The 20556-nt window shown below is 68.5% G+C and carries 18 protein-coding genes; 10 read left to right on the forward strand and 8 right to left on the reverse strand.

Features of this window, described 5'->3' with window-relative positions; all coding sequences use genetic code 11:
- Positions 1 to 71 precede the first annotated feature (71 nt).
- The 3 genes from gcvP to EOV43_RS07485 all read left to right on the forward strand — a co-directional run bounded on the left by gcvP (position 72) and on the right by EOV43_RS07485 (position 6098).
- Positions 72 to 2981 carry an aminomethyl-transferring glycine dehydrogenase gene (gcvP, locus tag EOV43_RS07475; protein ID WP_277745807.1) on the forward strand — a complete coding sequence of 970 codons (2910 nt, stop codon included), beginning with the start codon at positions 72 to 74 and terminating at the stop codon, positions 2979 to 2981.
- Positions 2982 to 3350: 369 nt separating this feature from the next.
- Positions 3351 to 5057 carry a hypothetical protein gene (locus tag EOV43_RS07480; protein WP_128220653.1) on the forward strand — a complete coding sequence of 569 codons (1707 nt, stop codon included), beginning with the start codon at positions 3351 to 3353 and terminating at the stop codon, positions 5055 to 5057.
- Positions 5058 to 5255: 198 nt separating this feature from the next.
- Positions 5256 to 6098, forward strand: coding sequence for a metallophosphoesterase family protein (locus EOV43_RS07485; RefSeq protein WP_164878762.1), 843 nt, complete (start codon positions 5256 to 5258; stop codon positions 6096 to 6098).
- Here the strand turns inward: EOV43_RS07485 and EOV43_RS07490 are convergent.
- Positions 6068 to 6352, reverse strand: coding sequence for a hypothetical protein (locus tag EOV43_RS07490; RefSeq protein ID WP_128220657.1), 285 nt, complete (start codon positions 6350 to 6352; stop codon positions 6068 to 6070). The two genes, EOV43_RS07485 and EOV43_RS07490, sit on opposite strands and share 31 nt — an antisense overlap.
- Before the next feature lie 104 nt (positions 6353 to 6456).
- Here EOV43_RS07490 and EOV43_RS15850 point away from each other — a divergent pair, with 104 nt between their 5' ends.
- Positions 6457 to 6585, forward strand: a complete 129-nt coding sequence (locus EOV43_RS15850) for a hypothetical protein (protein WP_277745806.1) — start codon at positions 6457 to 6459, stop codon at positions 6583 to 6585.
- Between the two features lie 102 nt (positions 6586 to 6687).
- Here the strand turns inward: EOV43_RS15850 and EOV43_RS07495 are convergent, their stop codons facing one another.
- The 4 genes from EOV43_RS07495 to EOV43_RS07510 form a co-directional block, all read right to left on the reverse strand.
- Positions 6688 to 8259: a hypothetical protein gene (locus tag EOV43_RS07495; RefSeq protein ID WP_128220669.1), complete on the reverse strand. Its 1572-nt coding sequence runs from the start codon at positions 8257 to 8259 to the stop codon at positions 6688 to 6690.
- Between the two features lie 82 nt (positions 8260 to 8341).
- A complete protein-coding gene (gene pepN, locus EOV43_RS07500; RefSeq protein WP_128220671.1) occupies positions 8342 to 10819 on the reverse strand; it encodes an aminopeptidase N in 2478 nt (825 codons plus the stop codon).
- A 133-nt stretch (positions 10820 to 10952) separates the two neighbouring features.
- Positions 10953 to 11588 (reverse strand): KH domain-containing protein, encoded by a 636-nt coding sequence (locus EOV43_RS07505; RefSeq protein WP_128220673.1) that lies wholly within the window; start codon positions 11586 to 11588, stop codon positions 10953 to 10955.
- 88 nt (positions 11589 to 11676) lie between these two features.
- On the reverse strand, positions 11677 to 12525 hold the full coding sequence (locus EOV43_RS07510) for a sulfurtransferase (RefSeq protein ID WP_128220675.1): 849 nt from the start codon (positions 12523 to 12525) through the stop codon (positions 11677 to 11679).
- An 88-nt stretch (positions 12526 to 12613) separates the two neighbouring features.
- On the opposite strand from EOV43_RS07510, the gene EOV43_RS07515 reads away from it, so the two are divergent.
- The gene (locus EOV43_RS07515) at positions 12614 to 13081 is read left to right on the forward strand and encodes an OsmC family protein (RefSeq protein ID WP_128220677.1); all 468 of its coding nucleotides are present in this window, start codon (positions 12614 to 12616) and stop codon (positions 13079 to 13081) included.
- A 109-nt stretch (positions 13082 to 13190) separates the two neighbouring features.
- On the opposite strand, the gene EOV43_RS07520 is transcribed toward EOV43_RS07515, so the two are convergent.
- On the reverse strand, positions 13191 to 13916 hold the full coding sequence (locus EOV43_RS07520) for a peptidylprolyl isomerase (protein WP_128220679.1): 726 nt from the start codon (positions 13914 to 13916) through the stop codon (positions 13191 to 13193).
- Positions 13917 to 13953: 37 nt separating this feature from the next.
- Here EOV43_RS07520 and leuE point away from each other — a divergent pair, with 37 nt between their 5' ends.
- The 3 genes from leuE to EOV43_RS07535 all read left to right on the forward strand — a co-directional run bounded on the left by leuE (position 13954) and on the right by EOV43_RS07535 (position 16459).
- Entirely contained in the window at positions 13954 to 14622 is a 669-nt protein-coding gene (gene leuE / locus EOV43_RS07525) for a leucine efflux protein LeuE (RefSeq protein WP_128220681.1), read from the forward strand.
- A gap of 107 nt (positions 14623 to 14729) precedes the next feature.
- Positions 14730 to 16058, forward strand: a complete 1329-nt coding sequence (locus EOV43_RS07530) for a methyl-accepting chemotaxis protein (protein ID WP_128220683.1) — start codon at positions 14730 to 14732, stop codon at positions 16056 to 16058.
- 122 nt (positions 16059 to 16180) lie between these two features.
- Positions 16181 to 16459 carry a hypothetical protein gene (locus EOV43_RS07535; RefSeq protein WP_128220685.1) on the forward strand — a complete coding sequence of 93 codons (279 nt, stop codon included), beginning with the start codon at positions 16181 to 16183 and terminating at the stop codon, positions 16457 to 16459.
- Between the two features lie 9 nt (positions 16460 to 16468).
- On the opposite strand, the gene EOV43_RS07540 is transcribed toward EOV43_RS07535, so the two are convergent.
- Positions 16469 to 16933, reverse strand: coding sequence for a MarR family winged helix-turn-helix transcriptional regulator (locus EOV43_RS07540; RefSeq protein ID WP_164878761.1), 465 nt, complete (start codon positions 16931 to 16933; stop codon positions 16469 to 16471).
- A 104-nt stretch (positions 16934 to 17037) separates the two neighbouring features.
- Here EOV43_RS07540 and EOV43_RS07545 point away from each other — a divergent pair, with 104 nt between their 5' ends.
- Both EOV43_RS07545 and EOV43_RS07550 read left to right on the forward strand, forming a co-directional pair.
- Positions 17038 to 17949, forward strand: a complete 912-nt coding sequence (locus EOV43_RS07545) for an NADP-dependent oxidoreductase (protein WP_128220689.1) — start codon at positions 17038 to 17040, stop codon at positions 17947 to 17949.
- A 42-nt stretch (positions 17950 to 17991) separates the two neighbouring features.
- Positions 17992 to 18768: an ABC transporter ATP-binding protein gene (locus EOV43_RS07550; protein WP_239022263.1), complete on the forward strand. Its 777-nt coding sequence runs from the start codon at positions 17992 to 17994 to the stop codon at positions 18766 to 18768.
- A gap of 71 nt (positions 18769 to 18839) precedes the next feature.
- On the opposite strand, the gene EOV43_RS07555 is transcribed toward EOV43_RS07550, so the two are convergent.
- Positions 18840 to 20450, reverse strand: a complete 1611-nt coding sequence (locus EOV43_RS07555; protein WP_239022015.1) for a flavin monoamine oxidase family protein — start codon at positions 20448 to 20450, stop codon at positions 18840 to 18842.
- Positions 20451 to 20556 lie beyond the last annotated feature (106 nt).

Below are 20556 nucleotides of genomic sequence, written 5' to 3' on the forward strand. Positions count from 1 at the left end.
CGACCCCACCCGCGGGGGAGATGCGACAGAGGGGGAGGGACCGTGTACTTCTACCCTCGGAGCGTTGTGCCGTGCCTTCCCCCCAGAACTCTCTCCAGCGATCGCTGAGCGACCTCGGCGTCGCCCGTCCCTTCTCCGCCCGTCACCTGGGTCTGCGTCCCGCTGACGTCGCCGCGATGCTCGGTCTGCTCGGCCAGGACTCGGTCGAGTCGCTGATGAGGGCTGCCGTCCCCGGTGGCATCCGCACCACCGTCGGGATGGACCTCCCGGCCCCGGTCTCCGAGGTCGAGGCCACTGCTGAGCTGCGTGCCCTGGCTGCCTCCAACAACCCCGCCGAGCCGATGATCGGTCTGGGCTACCACGGCACCATCACCCCGCCGGTGATCCGCCGCAACGTCCTCGAGGATCCCGCCTGGTACACCGCCTACACGCCGTACCAGCCGGAGATCTCCCAGGGCCGCCTCGAAGCCCTGATCAACTTCCAGACCATGGTCGGCGATCTCACCGGTCTCCCCACCGCCAACGCCTCCCTGCTCGACGAGGGCACCGCGGCTGCGGAGGCGATGACGCTGGTGCGTCGCGCCAACCGCAAGGCGTCGGGCCCGTTCGTCGTCGACGCCGACGCGCTACCGCAGACCATCGAGGTCGTCACCACCCGCGCCGAGGCGATGGGCATCGAGGTCGTCGTCGCCGATCTCACCTCCGGCCTGCCCGAGGGTGAGCTGTGCGGTGTCCTGGTGCAGTACCCCGGCGCCTCGGGTCGGATCATCGACCCGCGTGCCGTCATCGCCCAGGCCCACGAGCGCAACGCCCTGGCCGTCGTCGCCGGCGACCTGCTCGCCCTGACCCTGCTGGAGGCCCCGGGCGTCCTCGGTGCTGACGTCGCGGTGGGCTCGACCCAGCGTTTCGGTGTCCCGCTCTTCTACGGCGGCCCGCACGCCGGCTACATGGCGGTCAAGAAGGGTCTCGAGCGGCACATGCCCGGCCGTCTGGTCGGCGTCTCCGTCGACTCCGAGGGTCGACCGGCCTACCGCCTCTCGCTGCAGACGCGTGAGCAGCACATCCGTCGTGACAAGGCGACCTCCAACATCTGCACCGCCCAGGTGCTGCTGGCCGTCGTGGCCTCGATGTATGCCGTGCACCACGGCCCTGACGGCCTGCGCGACATTGCTGCGCGTGCCCACCGCTACGCCGCCGTGATCGCGGCAGGTCTGGCAGACGTCGCTGGTGCTGACGTCGTCCACGCCGACTTCTTCGACACCCTGCTCGTGGCCGTTCCCGGTCGCGCGGAGGCGGTCGTCGCCGCGGCCCGCGCCGCCGGCATCCAGCTCCGTCTGGTCGACGCCGACCACGTCGGTGTCTCCACCTCGGAGACCACCACGTCCTCCACCGTCGTCCGGGTCCTGGAGGCCTTCGGCGCCAGTGACGTCGACGTGGCTGCCCTGGACGCTGTGGTCGCTGCCGCCGGTGACGCAGCTCTGCCGGCCGCGCTGGTGCGTGAGAGCGAGTACCTCACCCACGAGGTCTTCAACACCCACTCCTCCGAGACGCAGATGCTGCGCTACCTGAGCAAGCTCTCGGGTCGCGACTACGCGCTGGACCGCGGCATGATCCCGCTCGGTTCGTGCACGATGAAGCTCAACGCGACCTCGGAGATGGAGCCGATCTCGCTGCCCGGGTTCGCTGACCTGCACCCCTTCGCTCCGGCTGAGGACGCCCCGGGCTACCGGAAGCTGATCGACGACCTCGAGGGCTGGCTGTGCCAGGTCACCGGCTACGACCGCGTCTCGATCCAGCCCAACGCCGGTTCGCAGGGTGAGCTCGCCGGTCTGCTCGCGATCCGCGGCTACCACCTGGCCAACCAGGTGGAGGGTGCCCCGGTGCGTGAGGTCTGCCTGATTCCGTCCTCGGCCCACGGCACGAACGCCGCCTCGGCCGTCATGGCCGGCATGCGCGTCGTCGTGGTGGCCTCCAACGAGGACGGCTCGATCGACCTGCAGGACCTCAAGGCCAAGTGCGTCGAGCACTCCGAGCAGCTTGCCGCGATCATGGTCACCTACCCCTCCACCCACGGTGTGTACGAGGAGACCATCACCGAACTGTGCGACCTGGTCCACGAGCACGGCGGCCAGGTGTACGTCGACGGCGCGAACCTCAACGCGTTGGTCGGTCACGCTCGTCCCGGTGAGTTCGGCGGCGACGTCTCCCACCTCAACCTGCACAAGACGTTCTGCATCCCGCACGGTGGCGGTGGCCCCGGCGTCGGTCCGGTCGCGGTGCGTGCACACCTGGCCCCGTACCTTCCCACCCACGCTCAGCACCCTGAGGCCGCCAAGCGTGCTGGCATCGGCCCGATCTCCGCTGCCCCCTACGGTTCGGCCGGCATCCTGCCGATCTCGTGGGCCTACGTGCGCATGATGGGTGCTGAGGGTCTGACCACCGCCACCTCCCACGCGGTGCTCTCGGCCAACTACGTCGCAGCCCGCCTCGACGAGCACTTCCCGGTGCTGTACCGCGGCGAGAACGGCCTGGTGGCCCACGAGTGCATCCTCGACGTCCGTGGCATCACCAAGGACACCGGCGTGACCGTCGACGACGTCGCCAAGCGCCTCATCGACTACGGCTTCCACGCCCCGACGATGTCGTTCCCGGTGGCCGGCACCCTGATGGTGGAGCCCACCGAGAGTGAAGACCTCGCCGAGCTCGACCGTTTCTGCGACGCGATGATCGCGATCAAGGGCGAGATCGACCGCGTCGCCGCCGGCGAGTGGACCCCGGAGGAGTCCCCGCTGCGTCACGCCCCGCACACCACCCGTGCGCTCGTGGGCGAGTGGAACCACACCTACAGCCGCACCGAGGCCGTGTTCCCCGCCGGGATCACCGCTGACAAGTACTGGCCGGCCGTGGGTCGTATCGACAACGCGTTCGGTGACCGCAACCTGGTGTGCTCCTGCCCCTCGCCGGAGGCGTTCGTCGACTGAGCCCGGAGGAGTCCGGGGGCTGTCCCGGACGGCTCCATGGTTCGTGCGTGACGGGACGGCCCCGCGGTGTGTCACCGCGGGGCCGTCCTTGCGCTTTGGTGCGAACCAGTCCCGGCGGGGACTGCGCCTGCCTACTGTCATGGCTCAGGACAACGGTGCGTGGGGTGGAGACGAATGACGACGTGGAGCAGGGCCAGAACGAATGCTGCGGTGAGCGCAGGGCTGCTGGGGCTGGCAGCGTGGGCGGTCGCAGCCCCGGGTGTGGCTGTGACTGCGGCTTCGTCCGGGGTCCTGCCTGCTCAGGAAGTGCCCTGGCACGCGCTTCATCAGAGCGCGGACGACGCGAGTTGGTCCGTGAACGATGGGATCGTGCCCCAAGGAGACCTCGACGAACGTCCGGGTGAGCGCAAGGCCGCCGATGCGGCTCGTCAGGCACGGCAACTGGGCATCGAGGTCGAAGTGTTCTCCCTGCGCACCGCGTCGGAGCGGATCTTCGCCCAGCCCGACGGGCAGTGGGTGCGTGAACAGCGCGTCCGCGGCGCTGGTGCTGGTGCTGGTGCTGGTGCGCGTCAGGCGTTCAACGTCGCCCCTGACGTGCCGTTGGCCCCGCAGATCTCGTCGAAGGACCTCACCGGTGGTGTGGTGACGCAGTCGCGCCCCGGGTTCGCGGTCACGGTGGCAGACCCCGAGAAGGGTCTGGTCAGTGCGGAGTTCGAGATCCGTCGTGAGGGTGCGACGGTGGCCTCGCGCCGCACTGAGGAGGTGCACCGCTCCGGTCGGGCTCGGTGGTCGTTGGCCGACGAGGCTGATCTTGCGCTCACTGACGGCAGCTACACCGTCCGCGCACGTGGGTACGACGGGCACACCTCGTCGGAGTGGAGTCAGGAGACTGCGTTCGTGGTGGATGCCGCGACCCCGCGTCCTCACGACCCGAGGGCCCATCCGTTGGAGTCCGTCTGGCGCGATGAGGTGGGTGAGATCCTGGCGGTCTTCGGGACGGAGGTGACGCTGTCGGCGCAGGTGGAGTCCGCGACCGGTGAACCGGTGCGTGCACGGTTCCACCTCGAACAGACCGACGAGGACACCCCTGACCTGGTCAGGCTCGGGTCCGTGGTCGCGTCGGGTGAACGTTCGGTCGTGGTGATCGATGCCGATGACCTCTTCGACGGGTACTACCGGGTGCGGATCAGCACCGTCAGTGGTGATGTGACGGCCACCGACGATGCGCCGGGCCGGCAGTCCGGTGTGAGCGAGATCTGGCTGCGGACCCTGTCCGGTGGCGCTGGCTACGACGAGGACGCCCATGAGGCAGAGATGGAAGCCGAGTTGGAGGCGTACGAGGCTCTGGAGGGTGTCCCCACCGCTTACCCGGGCGTCGACGCCATGTGGCTCTCGGACTTGACGGAGATCGCCGTCGACGAAGGCCGAGACCTCGACGATGTCGTGGACTGGGCGCTGTGGGAGGACCGCTACAGCGAAGTGATCGATCTGGCCTCGGACCACCCCCAGTTCAGCGAAGTTCGAGGAGAGGAACGTGGGCGCAGGGTCGACGTCTGGTTCACGGGAGACGTTCCGCCCGATCTCGCTGCCCGCATTGCTGCGTTCGGTGGTGACACCCACGTCCACGGGGGAGCTGCGCTCTCCGCGACCGCGGCTGAGCAGGCACGCGAGCACGTGTACCAGGGCGGCCATGCGGTGTTCGGTGATGACGTCAAGCTCGATCTCCAGGCGGACTCCGTGTCCGGGAGGATCACCGGCTCGCTGGGGATCCCGCAGGGCCACCGCCTCACCTTCGCCGACGCTGTGGCCGCACTCGAGCGCGAACTGGGTGAGGGACCTCTCGGGAGGAGCTCGGTGACGTTGGACCTGGATCCGATGACGGTGAGCGACTTCAGAAGCAGTGTGGTCGCACTTCCTTACACCGGGGGCGAGGAAGAGCGACCCGCCGGCACGTTGCTCCCGGCCCGACCCCCAGTGATGACCGGAAGCGGGACCCTTGGTCGGCGTCTGAGCGGTGAGGTGTCGGAGGGGTCTGCGGCTGCCGTGGATGACGTGCTGCCCCACACCGGCGGCTGAGTGCCCACGAACTGAGCGTGGGATGAGCCGTGGTGGGGGCGGGGAGCAGAAAGGGGCTGTCCGGACACAGAGAGGGTGACACATCCATCTCTCCGGGGAGTTCTCATGACCGTTGACCCTTCTCTGCCCTTTTGTCCGTCCCCTTCTCCGTCCTTGTCTGCTTCTTCGGCTGTGGGCCAGCCCGATCGCATCCTGTTCGTGGGCGATGTCCACGGTGATGCCGAGCATGCCGGACGTCTCGTCGACGTCGCGGTGGGGCGCGGCGCCACCTGCATCGTCCAGGTGGGCGACTTCGGTTACTGGGCCCACCACCCGTCCGGTGTGGAGTTCCTCGACACCGTCGACGCGCGCAGTCGCGAGGCCGGTGTGCGGTGGATCTTCGTCGACGGCAACCACGACAACGTGGGACACCTGCGCGTTCACCACACCCACCTCACCGAGGACGGTTTCGTGCACGTGCGTGACGCGATCGCGTATGCGCCGCGGGGGCACGTGTGGACGTGGCACGGGCTGCTGTTCGGGGCCCTGGGCGGCGCCGTCTCCACCGACAAGTGGGAGCGGTTGAACTGGGAGAAGCGCCACCGGAAGCCCGAGAGCCTGTGGTTCCCCGACGAGGAGACCACGGACGCCGAGGCGCAGGTTCTCGTCGACCGCATCGAGCGTCTCGACGTCCTGCTGACCCACGACAAGCCGCGGGCCACGGACCCGTGGATCCACCGCAAGGACACCCCTGACTGCTGGCCCAACCAGGACCGCATCCAGCGGGTGGTGGAGGCGTTGCGCCCGCGGCTGGTGGTGCACGGGCACCTGCACTACCGCTACACCGACCAGATCGACCACCCCGAGGGAGACCGCACGCGGGTGGAGGGGCTGGGATGCGACCCCGCGGCGACCCCGTGGCAGGTGTCGTGGTCGCTGAACGACGCCTGGCTGTGGGTGGACCTCACCCGTGGGTTGGACGACGTGCTGGCCGGCGAGCCGATCCGCCAGGCCAGGCCGCGGGCCCGGCGTCATGTGTCCGGTGCGGAGACCGGTGAGTGACGGGTGGGAGCGATCGTGACGGGGGCTGTCTCCTGGAAGGCAGCGAGGCCATCGTGCTGGCTGATGCGTGCAACGAACTCATCGAGTACCTGATCCCCGGCGACCTGGATCACCCCGACACCGCTGTCGGGCAGCGTGACGCCCTGATCGCTCGGTATCAATTCGCGGTGGATGCGGCGCAGCACATCCAGTTGATGATCAACGTCGACGCGACCAACCTGAACGGGTTCAACCCCGAGGACGAGACCGAGCACACCCTCACCGCGGACTTCGCGGAGAAGAAGCACCCGTTCCGTGGGCGGAGGTGGGACCACCCGGTGTTCCGTTGGTCCTTGTGGCGACCGACTACGCCCCGTTCGTGCCCGCACACGTGCCGCCGATCGGCAACGTGCTGTGGATCGACCCGTCGGACGAGCTGGTGTTCCTGTCGACCCTGTCGGTGATCGGCTACATCTCCTTCATGACGCAGGAGCGACGGCAGGGCTGATGACCTGGACTAATGACCTGAGCGGAAAGTGTGCAGATTTGGGGCTCAGGAGGCCCGCTGGGGCCATTGAGTGCACACTTTCCGCTCAGTTCTGGGTGGAGGTCACGCCTTCATCGACCTCAAGAACGAGGCATGTTCCTTGGACGCCGTCTGGTAGTCCCTCTTCGCGACGTCCCGCTTCTTCTTCGTCGTGCGCTTCTTCTTCACGGTCTTCGCCTTGGCGTACTTCTTCTTCGCGGCGACGTACTTCGCCTTGAGCTTCTTCGCCTTCTGGTAGGTCTTCTCCAGAGAGGCAATGTCGCCCTTGAACAGCGGCACGGCCTTCGCGCGGGTGTCAACGGTCGCAGCTGCGATCTCAGCAGCGTTGGCCGAACGGTAGGTCGCAGTCTCAGCAGCCCCGATGGCCTCGTTCTGGGCATCGCGCGCCGCGATGGCCCTCGACTGGTCGTAGGCCTGCTGGTGCAGGTTCGCGAAGCTCGCGGTCACAAGGTGCAGCGCGGTCGGCACACCGATCTTCTTCGCGTGCGCGGCAGCCTGAGCAGCGCTCTGGCCGACCCCGACCACCCAGGCGCTCATTTTGGTGTCCTGCGTGACGCTCCTGGTCACGGTGACCTTCGCGGTCTCGACGATCTTCGACGCACCCTTCTGCGTGCGCTTGACCTTGTGGCCACGCCACTTGCCGTGGAGCGTGACCTTGACGCTCTTGCCGCTACGCGTGCGGGTCTGGGTGCTCGACGCGGTAGCCGTCTTCGTGACCTCGTCGGTCGCGTAGATCAGCTTCTCCGCGATCACCCAGCCGTAGGCCGGGTTCTCCGAACCCTGCTCACGGGCCCCGTTGACGGTGCACGCCGCATGGACCGACCCGACGGGACAGTTCGACGCGAGCTCCTCACCGGTGCACGCCGGATCAGCAGGCGCCTCGAGGTTCGCGACCGTGCTCTTGTGACGGTTCGCATCCGCCGGCAGGCCGGTGCACGTGTCGGGCGCCGGACGCCACAACTCGGCCACGACGTCCTTCTTCACCTTCGACCACGCGTACTGCTTGTCACGGCAGCCCACGGCCTCCCACGGAGCGCACTCCATGACTTCGGCAGCGGTAGCCGGAACAAGCCCGTGGTTCATGGACGTATGCGCAGACAGACTGTTGCGCCCCGAGCAGTTGGCCTGCAACCGGCCGTCGATCGTACGCAACTCCAGCAGCAGCCACGGCTCAGCCGCAACACGGCTGGCACACGCCAACCGTGCACTGTCCGCGCCCTCGAACGTAGCCACGTGCTCAGGGGCGTTCATGCACTGCCACGTGTTCATCCACGGGCTGAACAGGGGAAAGTTGTTGGGGGTGGCGCAGGTCGTGCCCCACGTTTGGTAGAACCACTGGAAATCACGCGGCTTGTAGTCGTGCTGGGGTCGCAGGGTCTCTCGGGCGTACCAGAAACCGGTGTCGTCAGCGTGTTCGGTGTCGACGTGGATCACCCGACCGGCGTTGATCAGCTCGTTGGGCTCGAGCGTCGAGACGTACACGTACGGGTCGCGGATCTCCGCGAACCCGCTCAGTTCGGTCTCGGGAATCGCGGGGACGTCAGTTGCTGACGCACCGCTGAGTCCGAGCAGGGGCAGGACGAGCGCGAGGACCGCGCTCAGGGCGAAACGGCGCTTCGGGCCGGGGACAGGCATGGGGGTTCTCCTCCGGGCGACGCCACGCTCGGGGGAGGAGCATGGGGGAGGGCGTCGCCCGGAGAATTCTCCCTGACGTGGATCAGGCGAAGCGTGCGCGGGTGGTGAGGCGGCGTCGCAGGGTGTCGGTGGCGTCGACGAGGTTGCGGCGCACGGTCAGGTCCAGGCCCTCGACGTCGAGTGCAGCCTCAGCGGCGCTCAGGAACTCGGCCGTCAACGCGGTGTGCGGGTAGAAGGACCGCAGTGCGGTGCCGAGCACCCAGCCCGCGTGCACCGAGGCGGCGCTGGGGAGCAGGTCGAGGAACGCGTCGGCGTACTCGGCGGTCAGCTCCTCCTGGCCCGAGCGCCACATGCCCAGGCCGGCGGCTTCGAGTTCGTAGTTGGGGACGTCGACCTCGCCGGTGAAGCGCTGCCAGGCCCATGCCTTCGCTTCCGCCTCGGGCAGGGAGGCACGGGCACGGGTGTACTCCACGCGCGCCTTGGCCGAGGGGTCTGCGGCCAACGCCTCGTCCAGTTCGGCGACGTCGGTGGCTCCCAGGACGGCCAGACGGACCCGGACGGCCCACGCGACGTCGGAGTCGAGGACGACGCCTGCGGGGACGTCACCGGCGAGCCAGGTGCCGAGCAGGGAGACGTCGTCGGTGGTGGAGACCGCACCGAGGAACGCGGAGAGCTGCAACGTGGAGCCGGGATCGGCGGTGGTGGCTCGGTTCAGGGCTGCGGTGTGCAGGGACGCCAACAGCGGGCCGGGGGCGTCGGTGAGCGCTGCAGCACTGGCGGCGAACGGGAGCAGGGTGGTGACGGCGTCGTCGTCGGTCTCGGTCGGTAGGACCGAGGCGACCAGTTCGACCACGGGGGCCGGGGACAGCCGGGACTGGTGGAACGCGGAACGGATTGCGTTCCAGGTGCCCGAACGCAGACGGCCGTCGTTCACTCCGGCCAGGACGGGCAGGAGCGCGGTGACGGTGGTGTCGTCGACCACGGCAGCGGCCCAGGTGGCCTCGTAGGGGTCGGGGACGACAGCAGCGCCGGTGGGGACGACGAACGGGGTGCGGTCGGCGTCGAGGGTGACGTCGGTGATCTGGACGTCGGTGCCGTCGGTGTCGTCACCCGTGATGACTGCGACCTGAAGTGCGTGACGACGCGGGGAGGACTCACCCGCTGCGACGGTGTCGGGTGCGGTGCGCACCAGTTCTCCGGTGGCACGGTCCAGGGAGATCGTGTCGGGACCCGCGGTGCGCAACCAGGCGGCGGTGAAGTCCGTCAGGTCTCCGGCCCCGGCACGTTCCCAGGAGCCGATGAGGTCGTTCATGGTGGCGTTGCCGAACCGGTGGGTGGTGAAGTGGTCGATCGCGCCGGCGAGGAAGACGTCGTCGCCGATGGTGGCGTTGAGCTGCTTCAGGATCGCTGATCCCTTGGCGTAGGAGATGCCGTCGAAGTCCTGCAGCGCAGCGGTCGCGTCGACGGCACCGTTGCCGGCGACGGGGTGGGTGCTGGGACGCTGGTCGGCCACGAGACCCCACTGGCGTCGGGCCCACGCGTTGTGGGTCCAGGCGTCGTCGAACTGGGTGACGGCTGCGGTGACACGGCTGCCCATGTACTCCGCGAACGACTCGTTGAGCCAGAGGTCGTCCCACCAGCGCGGGGTGACGATGTTGCCGAACCACTGATGGGCCATCTCGTGGGCCACGGTGGTGGCGCGCTGCACCCGCAGACCACGCGGGACGGTGCCGGTGAACAGCAGCGGGTCACGGAACGTCACGCAACCGGGGTTCTCCATCGCGCCGGCGTTGAACTCCGGCACGAACGCCTGGTGGTACTTGTCGCCGAAGGGGTAGCGGATCCCGAAGAGGCGGTGGAACTCGTCGAAGCACTGCTTCGTCACCGTCAGCAGTTCCTCGGCGTCACGATCCAACTCACGGGCCAACGACTGACGTGCGCTCAGGCCCAGCTTGATCCCGTCGTGGGAGTCGGTGATCAGGTGGTAGGGGCCGGCGACCAGGGTGACGAAGTACGTCGACAGCGGCTGCGAGGCCTGGAACTCCCAGACGCCGGGCTCGACCTGCTCACCGGGAGCGTTGCCGATGACGGTCCACTCCTGCGGTGCGGTGACGTGGAACGTGTAGGGAGCCTTGAGGTCGGGCTGGTCGAAGCAGGCGAAGACGCTGGGGGCGGCGTCCATGAACGACATCCCGTAGACGTAACGACGCCCGTCGGCGGGGTCGACGTGGGCGTGCAGCCCTTCACCGTCGTTGCGGAACCGCATGGTGGCCTCCACCACCAACTCGTGACGCCCTGCGGAGAGCCGCAGCGGCACCCGGCCGCGATCCAGCAGATCCACCGGCAACGAGGTGCCGTCGAGGGTGATCGCGTGCGTCGCGACCGGCTTGAGGTCGAGGAACGTCTCGCCCTCTCCGGAGGTGAACGTGATCGTCGTGCGACTGGCGAACGTCTCCTCGCTGGAAGCCAGGTCGAGGGAGACGTCGTAGTGGGTGACGTCGAGGAGGCCAGCGCGGGCGATCGCCTCGGTGTGCTGGAGGCTGCGGTACGGGTTGCTCACCCGATCCACTCTAGAACGCTGCGGTACGGGTGAGGCCTGCGTCGAGGTGCAGATCGGGCCGGGGACGTGCGGGTTGCCCCCGGACGGGGTGAGTGCAGCCTCAGCCCAGCCTCAGCCCAGCCTCAACCCAGCGTCAACGCAGTGCGGCGACGACCATCGCCCGGGTGCGCAGCACGGTCTCCACGGTGTCGGCGGTGATCAGGATGCGTCCGTCGTCGTCGACGTGGATCTTCGAACCCGTCGACGACTCCAGACGTCGGATCCCGGAGCCGCCCTTGCCGATGAACTCACCGACCTGGTCGCCGCGGATCCGGATCGCTGCTGAACGCTGGGCCGCGGTGGACTTCACCACCGCTTCCTTGCGCGGGGGCCAGCCGTCGGCGTCGGAGACCCACACCTTGACGGTGTGTCGCACGGTGATGTTGCCGTGGGTGTCGTCGAAGACCTGCTCGAAGCATCTGCTGCGTTCCTTGGTGTCGGGGGTGACCCGTACCGGGTTGGCGACCGTCCCGCGCAACCATGCCTCGGGAATGTCGCGTTGGGTCATGCGCTGCTTGACGTGCTTGGTGAGCACCAGCGGCACCGAGGCTGGGACCCCGTCGGGGTTGCGACGACGCTGGGAGCCGGCACCGGAACGGACCGTGCCCTGCTTGCCGGGACGCTTCGGCTTCGGGGGCCGAGGGCGCAGGAACGGCATCACCACCGAGGTCAGGACGACGCCGACCAGGAGTGCGGCGATCAACCAGTACAGAGGTCCCCAGTCGGACATGGCGTCCCTTCCCGTGCTCGGCGGCAACGGGGATCAGCGTAGACGGATCATGCCCCTGCGTGGGGCGTGAATCGCCGTCGTCGGACGCTCACACAGGTGTCGTGACGGCAGCGCGCTGCCAGCCGGCCCAGCCCGGCAGGTACAGGCGTGCGTCCAGGGAGTTGTTCCGCGCGACGTAGGCCACCCACGCACTCGCGCTCGCGTCGTCGCAGTACACCGCGAAGGGCTGTTCGGGGTCCACGCCCGAGCGACGCAACCGCAGCCGCATCGACGCCGGATCCAGCACTCGACCGGCTTGGTCTCCGAACGCCGTGGACGGAACGTTCACCGCCCCGGGCACACGCTGGTCACTCACCCCGGACGGACCCTTGGCGCCGAACCGGGACCGGGTCCGCACGTCGACGGCCTGTCGGTGAGCCGCGAAGGAGGCCAACTCCTGCGTCGAGCACGTCAGCACTTCCCGTGGGGACAGCGTGACGTCGCCGGGTCGGGCCGGGGGCACCTCCTCGGTGCTGGTGGGCAGGCCCAGACGCCACCACGCTTCGTAGCCGCCGTCCAGGAGTGCCGTGGATCGGTGTCCGGCCCACTGCAGCAGCCACGCCAGCCGTCCGGCCTCGATGCCCTTGTGTCCGCCGTAGGTGACCACGAGCGTGTCGTCGTCGGCGCCCAGGGCCCGCAAGGTCGCCTGGATCGTCGTTGGGTCGGGGTCAGGGGAGGTCCAGGTGCTCACCGTGGGGTCCAGGTGGTGTGCGCCGGGCAGGTGTCCGGCCTCGTAGGTGCCCCGAAGGCTGCGGACGTCCAGCAGCACCATGCGCGGGCTGGCAGGGGTGGCGGCAGTGGTCGTGCTGGCCTCCAGCAGCGCCGCGAGCGCGGGGGACTCGACCACACGGTGCGGACCGCGCTGAGGGAGCGAACCGTGGGGGGAAGCAGAAGCCATGTGACGAGCCTAGGTTCTCCGTGCCGGGGAGTGTCCAAGCCGGGGCCGCTGGCACGGGAGGCCCCAGATGGCTCCGTATGCTTTGTCCATGACTGAGGAGAACACCCCGAAGCCGGAGAACCACCGCACCGTCGAGCTCACCAAGATCGGTGCCAACCGTTTCAAGGCCGAGAACGGCCGAGGCGGCGAGATCTTCTTCGGCACCGGCGGAGACGACCCGGACTTCTCGCCCGTCGAGCTCCTGCTGACCGCGATCGCCGGTTGCAGCTCCATCGACGTCGACCTGATCACCGGCAAGCGCGCCAACGCCGTGAAGTTCAACGTCACCGCTGAGGGCGACAAGGTCCGCGACGAGCTCGGCAACCACATGAAGAACTTCAAGCTCACCTTCGACGTCGAGTTCCCCGAGGGCCCCGAGGGCGACGCCGCTCGTGGCGTCCTGGTCCGTTCCATGGAGCAGTCCCGCGACCGCCTCTGCTCGGTCTCGCGCACCGTCCAGATCGGTGAGCCCGTCGAGTTCGCCACCCCTGAGGGTGTCCTGGAGCGCAAGGCCTGAGACCCCCCACGCTGTGGTGTCGCTGCGATGCCAGCGTGATGACGACAGCCCCCGTCCGGAGCACCGGACGGGGGCTGCTGCGTTCAGACACGTTCCAGTGCCGGAGAACTCAGCCGACGGTGACCTTCTTCAGGTCGACGGCCTGCTTCGGTGCGACGCCGTCGGCGGCGTTGCCCTTCGCGGCCACCTTCTCCACCAGCTTCACGGTGTCGGCATCGACGGAGCCGAACACGGTGTAGGCGGGCGGCAGCGGGGTGTCGGCGTAGACGATGAAGAACTGCGAACCGTTGGTGTCCTCGCCAGCGTTCGCCATCGCCAACGTCCCCGCCTCATACGTCTCAGAACCGTCCAGTTCGTCGGCGTAGCTGTAGCCCGGGCCACCCATGCCCGACGCGCTCGGGTCGCCGCACTGCAGGACGAAGATGCCCTCGGTGACCAGACGGTGGCAGGTCGTGTCGTCGAAGTAGCCCTGCTCTGCCAGGGAGACGAACGAGTTCACCGTGCACGGAGCAGAGGCAGCATCCAGGGTCAGGTTCATGGCACCCACCGACGTGGCGACCTCGACCGCGACCTCACCAGTGACGCTCGGCGTCGTGGGGGGAAGGTCGACCTTCTTCGCGGCACTGCCGCCGCCCTGGTAGGAGCACTCGGTGGCCGGGGTGGATGAGCCGATCGAACCCTCCGTCGACGGTGAGGCCGAGGATGAGGTCTCAGGGGCAGCGGTCTCGGTGCCGTCGTCGGTCTTCTCGATGCCGCACCCGACGGCAGAGAGGGCCAACGTGGACAGAGCCACGACAGGGAGGACGCGACGGCACAGGAGAGTGGAAGTCAGCATGTGTTGATCGTACGGACCCCGTGCGAGCATCGACGACGTGTTCGGCGTCATCGATCTCCCCACCTACCTCGTCGGACTCGCGGTGGTCATCCTGCTGCCCGGGCCCAACTCGCTCTACGTCCTCGCCACCGCCACCCGTGCCGGTGTCCGCCCCGGTTTCGCCGCCGCCGCTGGCGTGTGGGCCGGGGACACGGTGTTGATGACACTGGCTGCCGGGGGAGCGGCCTCACTCCTGCGCTCCAGCACGGTCCTCTTCGGGATCGTGAAGTACGCCGGCGCTGCCTACCTCACCTGGCTCGGCATCGGACTCATCCGCGCTGCGATCACCGCATGGCGCAGCCGTCGTCGGGCCGGGGACGCCTCGGACGAGGTTCAGGAGCCCGCTGGGGTCGGGGTCCGGGGAGGCGCGGCGTTCAGCAAGGCGTTGGGGATCAGCCTGCTCAACCCGAAGGCGATCCTCTTCTTCATCTCGTTCTTCGTGCAGTTCGTCGACCCTGACTACGCCCACCCGTGGTTGTCGTTCCTCGTGCTGGGGGTGATGGTGCAGGCCGCGAGCGCGCTGTACCTCAGTGTCCTGATCATCTCGGGGGCCCGTGTGGCGAGTGCGCTGGTCCGACGTCGACGACTGACTGCGGTGGCGACGGGCATGGCAGGCATGGTCTTCCTGGCCTTCGCGGTGAAGCTAGGAGTGGCGACGGCCGTCTGAGGTCGTTCACAGCAAGGAGTGGTTCAAAACCGGTTCAAAACCGGACTGCAAGCGGCACACTTCATTTAACGGGACATTTTGTATCCCTAAGAGTGAAGGGAAGAGCTGTGCGCACCACCGAAGCGCTCAGTGCCTGGATGCCCCGCGGTGTCCAGCACACCGGAGCCGAGTTCGCCCGCCGCCACCGCGTCATTCGCGGCGTGCTCGGCATCCACGTCGTCGTCCTCTCCGCCCTCGCGGCGTGGTGGCCCACCACCACCTGGGGAACCGCGCAGCAACAGCACCCCGCCGCCTTCACCTGGGGACTGATCGTGGCGATGGCGGCCGCATGGCTCGCCTCTGCCGACACCCGACGCCCCGCACTCGTCTCAGGCGCCGTCGCAGGAGCACTCGTGCTGGGATCCTCCACCGTCGTGCACATCTTCGGCGGACTCACCGACCTCCACATGCACTTCTTCGTGATCGCCGCCCTCGTCGCGCTCTACCAGGCATGGACCCCGTTCCTGGTCTGCATCGCGTTCGTCGCCGTTCACCACGTCTCCATGGGCCTGTGGATGCCGACACTGGTCTTCTCCGACCCCCGCGCCCTCGGCAACCCCCTCGCCTTCGCCGTCCTGCACGCACTCCTGTTCCTCGCCCAGTGCGTCGCCCTGGCGCTGTCGTGGCGCTTCACCGCTGACGCCGTCGCGCTGCGCACCCACGCAGAACGCCAGACGCAGGAAGCCATCGCCGCCCACGCCGTCGCAGCCACAGCCCGCGCCGAGGTGGAGGAAGCCCGCGCCCGCGACGCCGAACGCGCGCAGACCGCCCTCGCGGCCCGCGCCGCCGTCGACCTGCACCTCGACGACGTCGACCGCACCACCGGAGAGATCCTCCGCCAGGTCGCCGGCGCCCGGGACGAGGTCCACGCCCTCGATCGCTCCGCCTCCGCCATGGGCGCCGCCGCCCGCCGGGCCCGCCGATCCCTCGAGCACGCCGTGACCCTCACCCGCAGCAACGCCACCCTGATGGAACGCCTCAACGCCTCCGTCTCGCAGATCGACACCCTCGCCACGCGCGTGGACCGCATCTCCACCCAGACCAACCTGCTGGCCCTCAACGCCTCCATCGAAGCCGCCCACGCCGGACACCACGGACGAGGATTCGCCGTTGTCGCCGACGAGGTGCGCCAACTCGCCGGAGAGGTCGGAGCTGCCACCGACGCCATCGCCCGCGCCGTGGACGGCGTGCGCCGCGACGGACAAGCCGTCGCCGAGAACGCACGCACCCTCCTCGACGCACTCGGTGACGCCAGCCAGACCCAGGACGAGGTCACAGTCGGAGCAGAGACCCAACGCGCGGTCACCACCCGCACCGGAAGCCTCATCGACGAGATCGCCGCAGGGACGGGACACCTCGACGACGTCGTGCGCGAGATCGCCCTCGCCCGCTCGTGACCACACGCCTCGCCACTCGGGCCGGGAGCACGCTCCGCTGGGGTGCGGTGGCGCTCTTGGTCGCCGCTGCCTGCGTCCTCCTGTGGAGGGGGATCGCGGGGCACGGAGATCACGCTCGTCACATGGAACGCCTGGTGCAGGTGGTGGAACGGGACTTCGGTCTCACCTCACCCACGATCCAAGGCTCGGAGGTCGCGTGGAGACGCTCTGCGGACCCCCGGGGCGAGGTGCTGGTGGCGTGCCGCCACCGCGAGCAGCGCGGTGGCGGCGTCGCGTGGCAGGACCACACGTGCGTCGTCGACGTCTCCCTGGCCTCGGGACGCCGGTTGCCGTTCACGGTGGAGGAAGGCGGGAGCAAGGACGGCTCCGGGTTCCGGGCCTCCTTTGCCGTGCGGGGCTGAGGCCGGACGTCAGGACGTGCTGTCCGCCGCTGCCCGCAAGGTCAGGCGCTCCAGGAAGGCCGTCACGTGTGCAGCCTCCTCGGGAGAGGCGAGTTCGCCGACGATGCGACGTACGTCGGCGGCGTGCCTGCGCGCTGCGGTGGCTGCCACCTCAAGCCCGGCCTGGGTCAGCTCCACCAGCACGACGCGCTTGTCATGGATGGCTCGGCTGCGTCGGACGTGCCCCAGTGCCTCCAGGCGATCGACGACCTTGGTGGCGGCACCGCTGCTGTAGAGCAGAGCGGCGGCCAGGTCGCCCATCGGGATCGGGTCGGGCCGGTTCTGCAGCAGACGCAGCAACACGTCGTACTGGGACACCGTCAACCTGTGCTCCTTGAACGCCGCAGCGAAGGCGCGCATGGTGGTGTCGTGCGCGACCACGAGGGCACGCCACACGGGGAGGGGATCAAGGGAGACGTCGTCGGCCGGGTGCATGGGCCCATTGTGACCGGGAATGAATGTGCTCTGCGCCATGTAGACATCTGTAGGTACAGATGATGGTGAGGTGGAACACCCACACCCGACACGAGGAGCAGGACATGCGCGCAGTGGTCGCCACCCGATTCGGAGGACCCGACGTCCTCGAGGTCCTCGACCTCCCCGAACCCACCGTCGGACCCGGCCAGGTCAAGGTCGACGTCGTGACCGCAGGACTCAACCCCGTCGACGCCATGATGCGCCGCGGAGAGATGGGCGGACAGGCACCCCTACGCCTGGGAACCGAACTCGTCGGACGCATCACCGAGATCGGCCCCGGCGTCACCGGGTTCACCGTCGGTGAGGAGATCATCGGCTTCGGTGCCCTCGGCTCCTACGCCGAGACCCACGTCCTGCCCGCCACCCAGATCGCCCCCAAGCCCGCACCGCTCGACTGGAACGTCGCAGGCGGCCTCTCCGGCGTCGGACAGACCGCCCTCACCGTCCTCGACACCCTCGCACTCACGCCAGGGCAGACCCTCCTCGCCCACGGCGCCACCGGAGGAGTCGGCTCACTCCTCGTCCAACTCGCCCACCGCGCAGGCATCCACGTCATCGGCACCGCCTCACCCGCCAACCACGACTACCTCCGCCGACTCGGCGCCACCCCCGTCGCCTACGGCCCCGGACTCGCCGACCGCCTCCGCACCGCCCTCCGTGAAGGCGACCACCCAGGCATCGACGCCGCCGTCGACATGAGCGGAGTCTGGGACAACATCGAATCCACCCTCGAACTCGTCCCCCTGAACCGGACCATCACCCTCGTACCCGCCACCGCCCAGCGCAGCGTCCCCCTCGTCCGCGTCCAACGCTCCGCCGCACGCCTCACCCACCTCGCCGCACTCGCCGCCACCGGCGAACTCCACGCCGAAGTCCAAGAAACCTTCCCCCTCGACGACATCGTCCGCGCCCACACCCAACTCGACACCAAGCACACCCGCGGCAAGCTCGTCCTCCGCATCAGGGAGGCCTGACGCACCACCCACCACGCGTACACCCCGGCGTAACCTGCTGGGGTGTACGCGCTCCAGATCAACCAGGTGTCCGTCCGCCGAGCAAGCCAGATGATCCTCGAGGACGTCACCTTCGACGTCGGCGTCGGCCAACACTGGGCCATGATCGGCCCCAACGGCGCAGGCAAGACCACCATCATGAACCTCCTCGCCGCCACCACCTTCCCCACCACAGGAACCGTCCACGTCCTCGGCGACCAACTCGGCCGCGTCGACCTCCGCGACCTGCGACGACGCATCGGACACGTCACCCCACGCCACCCCCTGAGCAGCAACCTCAGCGCCCTCGACGTCGCACTCACCGGAGAAACCGCCACCGTCGAACTCCTCGGGCCGGGGGCGTACTCCGACGAGATCCGTCATCGCGCGGAGATGCTCTGCAAGGAGTTCGGCCTCGACGATCCGGCGGCCGCTCGCTGGCTGACGATGAGCCAGGGCGAGCGCGGCAAGGCGCTCATCGCTCGGGCGCTCGTCACTGACCCGCCGCTGGTGCTGCTCGACGAACCCAGCACCGGACTCGACCTCGCGACCCGCGAACAGATGGTCCGCACCATCGGCGAGATGCAGGAGACCCGTCCGGAGTTGACCACCGTCACGGTGACGCACCACCTCGAGGAACTGCCCGCCACCACCAGCCATGCCGTCCTGGTGAAGGCCGGACGCGTGATGGCGGCCGGGCCGGTCGAGGAGGTCCTCACCTCGGCCAGTGTGTCGGAGTGCTACGCGTATCCGCTCACCCTGGAGCGGCGTCGGGGCCGCTGGAGTGCGTTCGCCGCCTGAACCTGCTGGCCTCACCGAGCCTTTCACACAGCAGCGGGGCGCCGCCGGAATCCCGACGACGCCCCACCGCCTCAGGTCGACATCACCCGCTGGTGCAGCGCCTGCACCGAGTACCGCGCAGCCCAGAACGCACCGTGCTGCCACGCCGAGATCTCCGACATCCAGTCACCGGCGAAGTAGGTGTTACCCACGCCCTGCTGCAGCTTCTTGAACCGCGCCGACGACGTGTTGGGGTAGGCCCAGGCTCCTTCGATGTAGGGAACCTTGTGCCACGCGATCGAGAACGAACTCTCCAACTCCGTGCGGTACTTCGGCCCGAAGATCTTCTCGCCCAGCGCCACCGCCCTGGCCTGACGCTGCTTCGGGGAAAGATCTGCATAGGTCCGAGCGTTGGCTCCGGTGTTGTAGTAGCCGACCATCAGCCCCTTCTTCGCGCCATACCCGTAGGAGGGGTGCCACACATGAGCCAGGTCCATGTCCGTCTCGGTGATACCGCCGTAGATGCGGTGATCGGTCTCCCACCACCGTGAGCGGTACTGCAGACCGATCTTGCCCGCAGGGGAGCCGACCGCGAACTCGCCCAGCGCGGCATCGATCTCGCTGCCCCAATTGGTGTCCCACCTGCGCATCAGACCCGCCGGGGCACACACCACTGCGAAGTCCGCATCGATCTGCTTGGGACGCCCGTTCGTCGGGCTGTAGGTGACAGTCACGCCCTTCGGAGTGTTCTTCACCCCCGACACCGGTGAGTTCAGGAGCACGTTCTCCCACCCGACCTGCTTCGCGAAGTACTGATAGATGGTGTCCATCCCGCCCACGGGCTGGAACATCAACATCGCCTGTTCCCAGTTGACCTCGAACGAGAAGTACGACCCGAACTTCGACGCGAGCACCGACGACATCGAACCAGGGCCCGGCAACGCCGTCCCGTGCTCGTTCCACGCCGACGGGTACGTCGAGTAACCCCGATTGCTGCCCCCGCTGTACTTGCCGCCCGAGAGCGATCCCCACGAGCGCAGGAACGCCCGAAGGTTCTCCTTGTCCTCCGCAGTCAACTGCGCGTCCAGCGCCCCCTGGTCGGTCGCCAGGTGCAACAACTCCGAGGTGTACCCGAACACGTCAGCCTTCGCCGTGCGGTACCGCGTCGGGTTCCCGGGCGTCGACCCCGTCTTCTCGTTGTAGAGGTATGCATCCGCATTGGCGTTCGTGAACACCTCGTACGGAACACCCAGTTCACGCATGTAGTCCATCGTGACCATCCACTGCGCGATACGGCCCGCACCCGCATTCATGTAGATGCCCTTGTCGAACCGCGCAGTCTGCTTCACCCCGTCCAGATCCGTCTCGGAGTCGCCATCCCGGATGGTCAGCGTGCGCCCACCCACTCGGTGCCGTGCCTCCAGCACCGTCACCTTGTACCCGGCCTTCTGGAGCTCGTACGCCGTCGCCAGGCCTGCAGGACCGCCGCCCACCACGACGACCTTCTTCTTGGCCCTGCCCGTCAGGTTGAAGTCGCTGCGCCCCGGCGGCACCCACGCCTGGGCGCCCGGTTGCCCCGCCGCGGTCGGGGCCATCCCGATCGCTCCCATCGCGGCGAACATCACGCCTGCGCTCGTGCTCGCGCCGACCGCCTGCAGGACACTGCGCCGCGAGACGCCGTCGAGGATCTGCTGTTCGTTCACGGTGTAGCCCTCTCGTCCGTCCCGATGACACGCGAACTCTCGCCCTCCAGACGAGCACCGCACCGGGATGCACCGGACGCTAGGAACCTCCTGTTACGCCTGCGCG

The organism is Nocardioides yefusunii (assembly GCF_004014875.1).
Taxonomy (GTDB): Bacteria; Actinomycetota; Actinomycetes; order Propionibacteriales; family Nocardioidaceae; genus Nocardioides; species Nocardioides yefusunii.

Coding starts and splice junctions, on each gene's coding strand:
- EOV43_RS07495 (WP_128220669.1), bottom strand. CDS start 8,259: ATGCCTGTCCCCGGCCCGAAGCGCCGTTTCGCCCTGAGCGCGGTCCTC.
- EOV43_RS07505 (WP_128220673.1), bottom strand. CDS start 11,588: ATGTCCGACTGGGGACCTCTGTACTGGTTGATCGCCGCACTCCTGGTC.
- EOV43_RS07510 (WP_128220675.1), bottom strand. CDS start 12,525: ATGGCTTCTGCTTCCCCCCACGGTTCGCTCCCTCAGCGCGGTCCGCAC.
- EOV43_RS07515 (WP_128220677.1), top strand. CDS start 12,614: ATGACTGAGGAGAACACCCCGAAGCCGGAGAACCACCGCACCGTCGAG.
- EOV43_RS07520 (WP_128220679.1), bottom strand. CDS start 13,916: ATGCTGACTTCCACTCTCCTGTGCCGTCGCGTCCTCCCTGTCGTGGCT.
- EOV43_RS07535 (WP_128220685.1), top strand. CDS start 16,181: ATGGAACGCCTGGTGCAGGTGGTGGAACGGGACTTCGGTCTCACCTCA.
- EOV43_RS07540 (WP_164878761.1), bottom strand. CDS start 16,933: ATGCACCCGGCCGACGACGTCTCCCTTGATCCCCTCCCCGTGTGGCGT.
- EOV43_RS07545 (WP_128220689.1), top strand. CDS start 17,038: ATGCGCGCAGTGGTCGCCACCCGATTCGGAGGACCCGACGTCCTCGAG.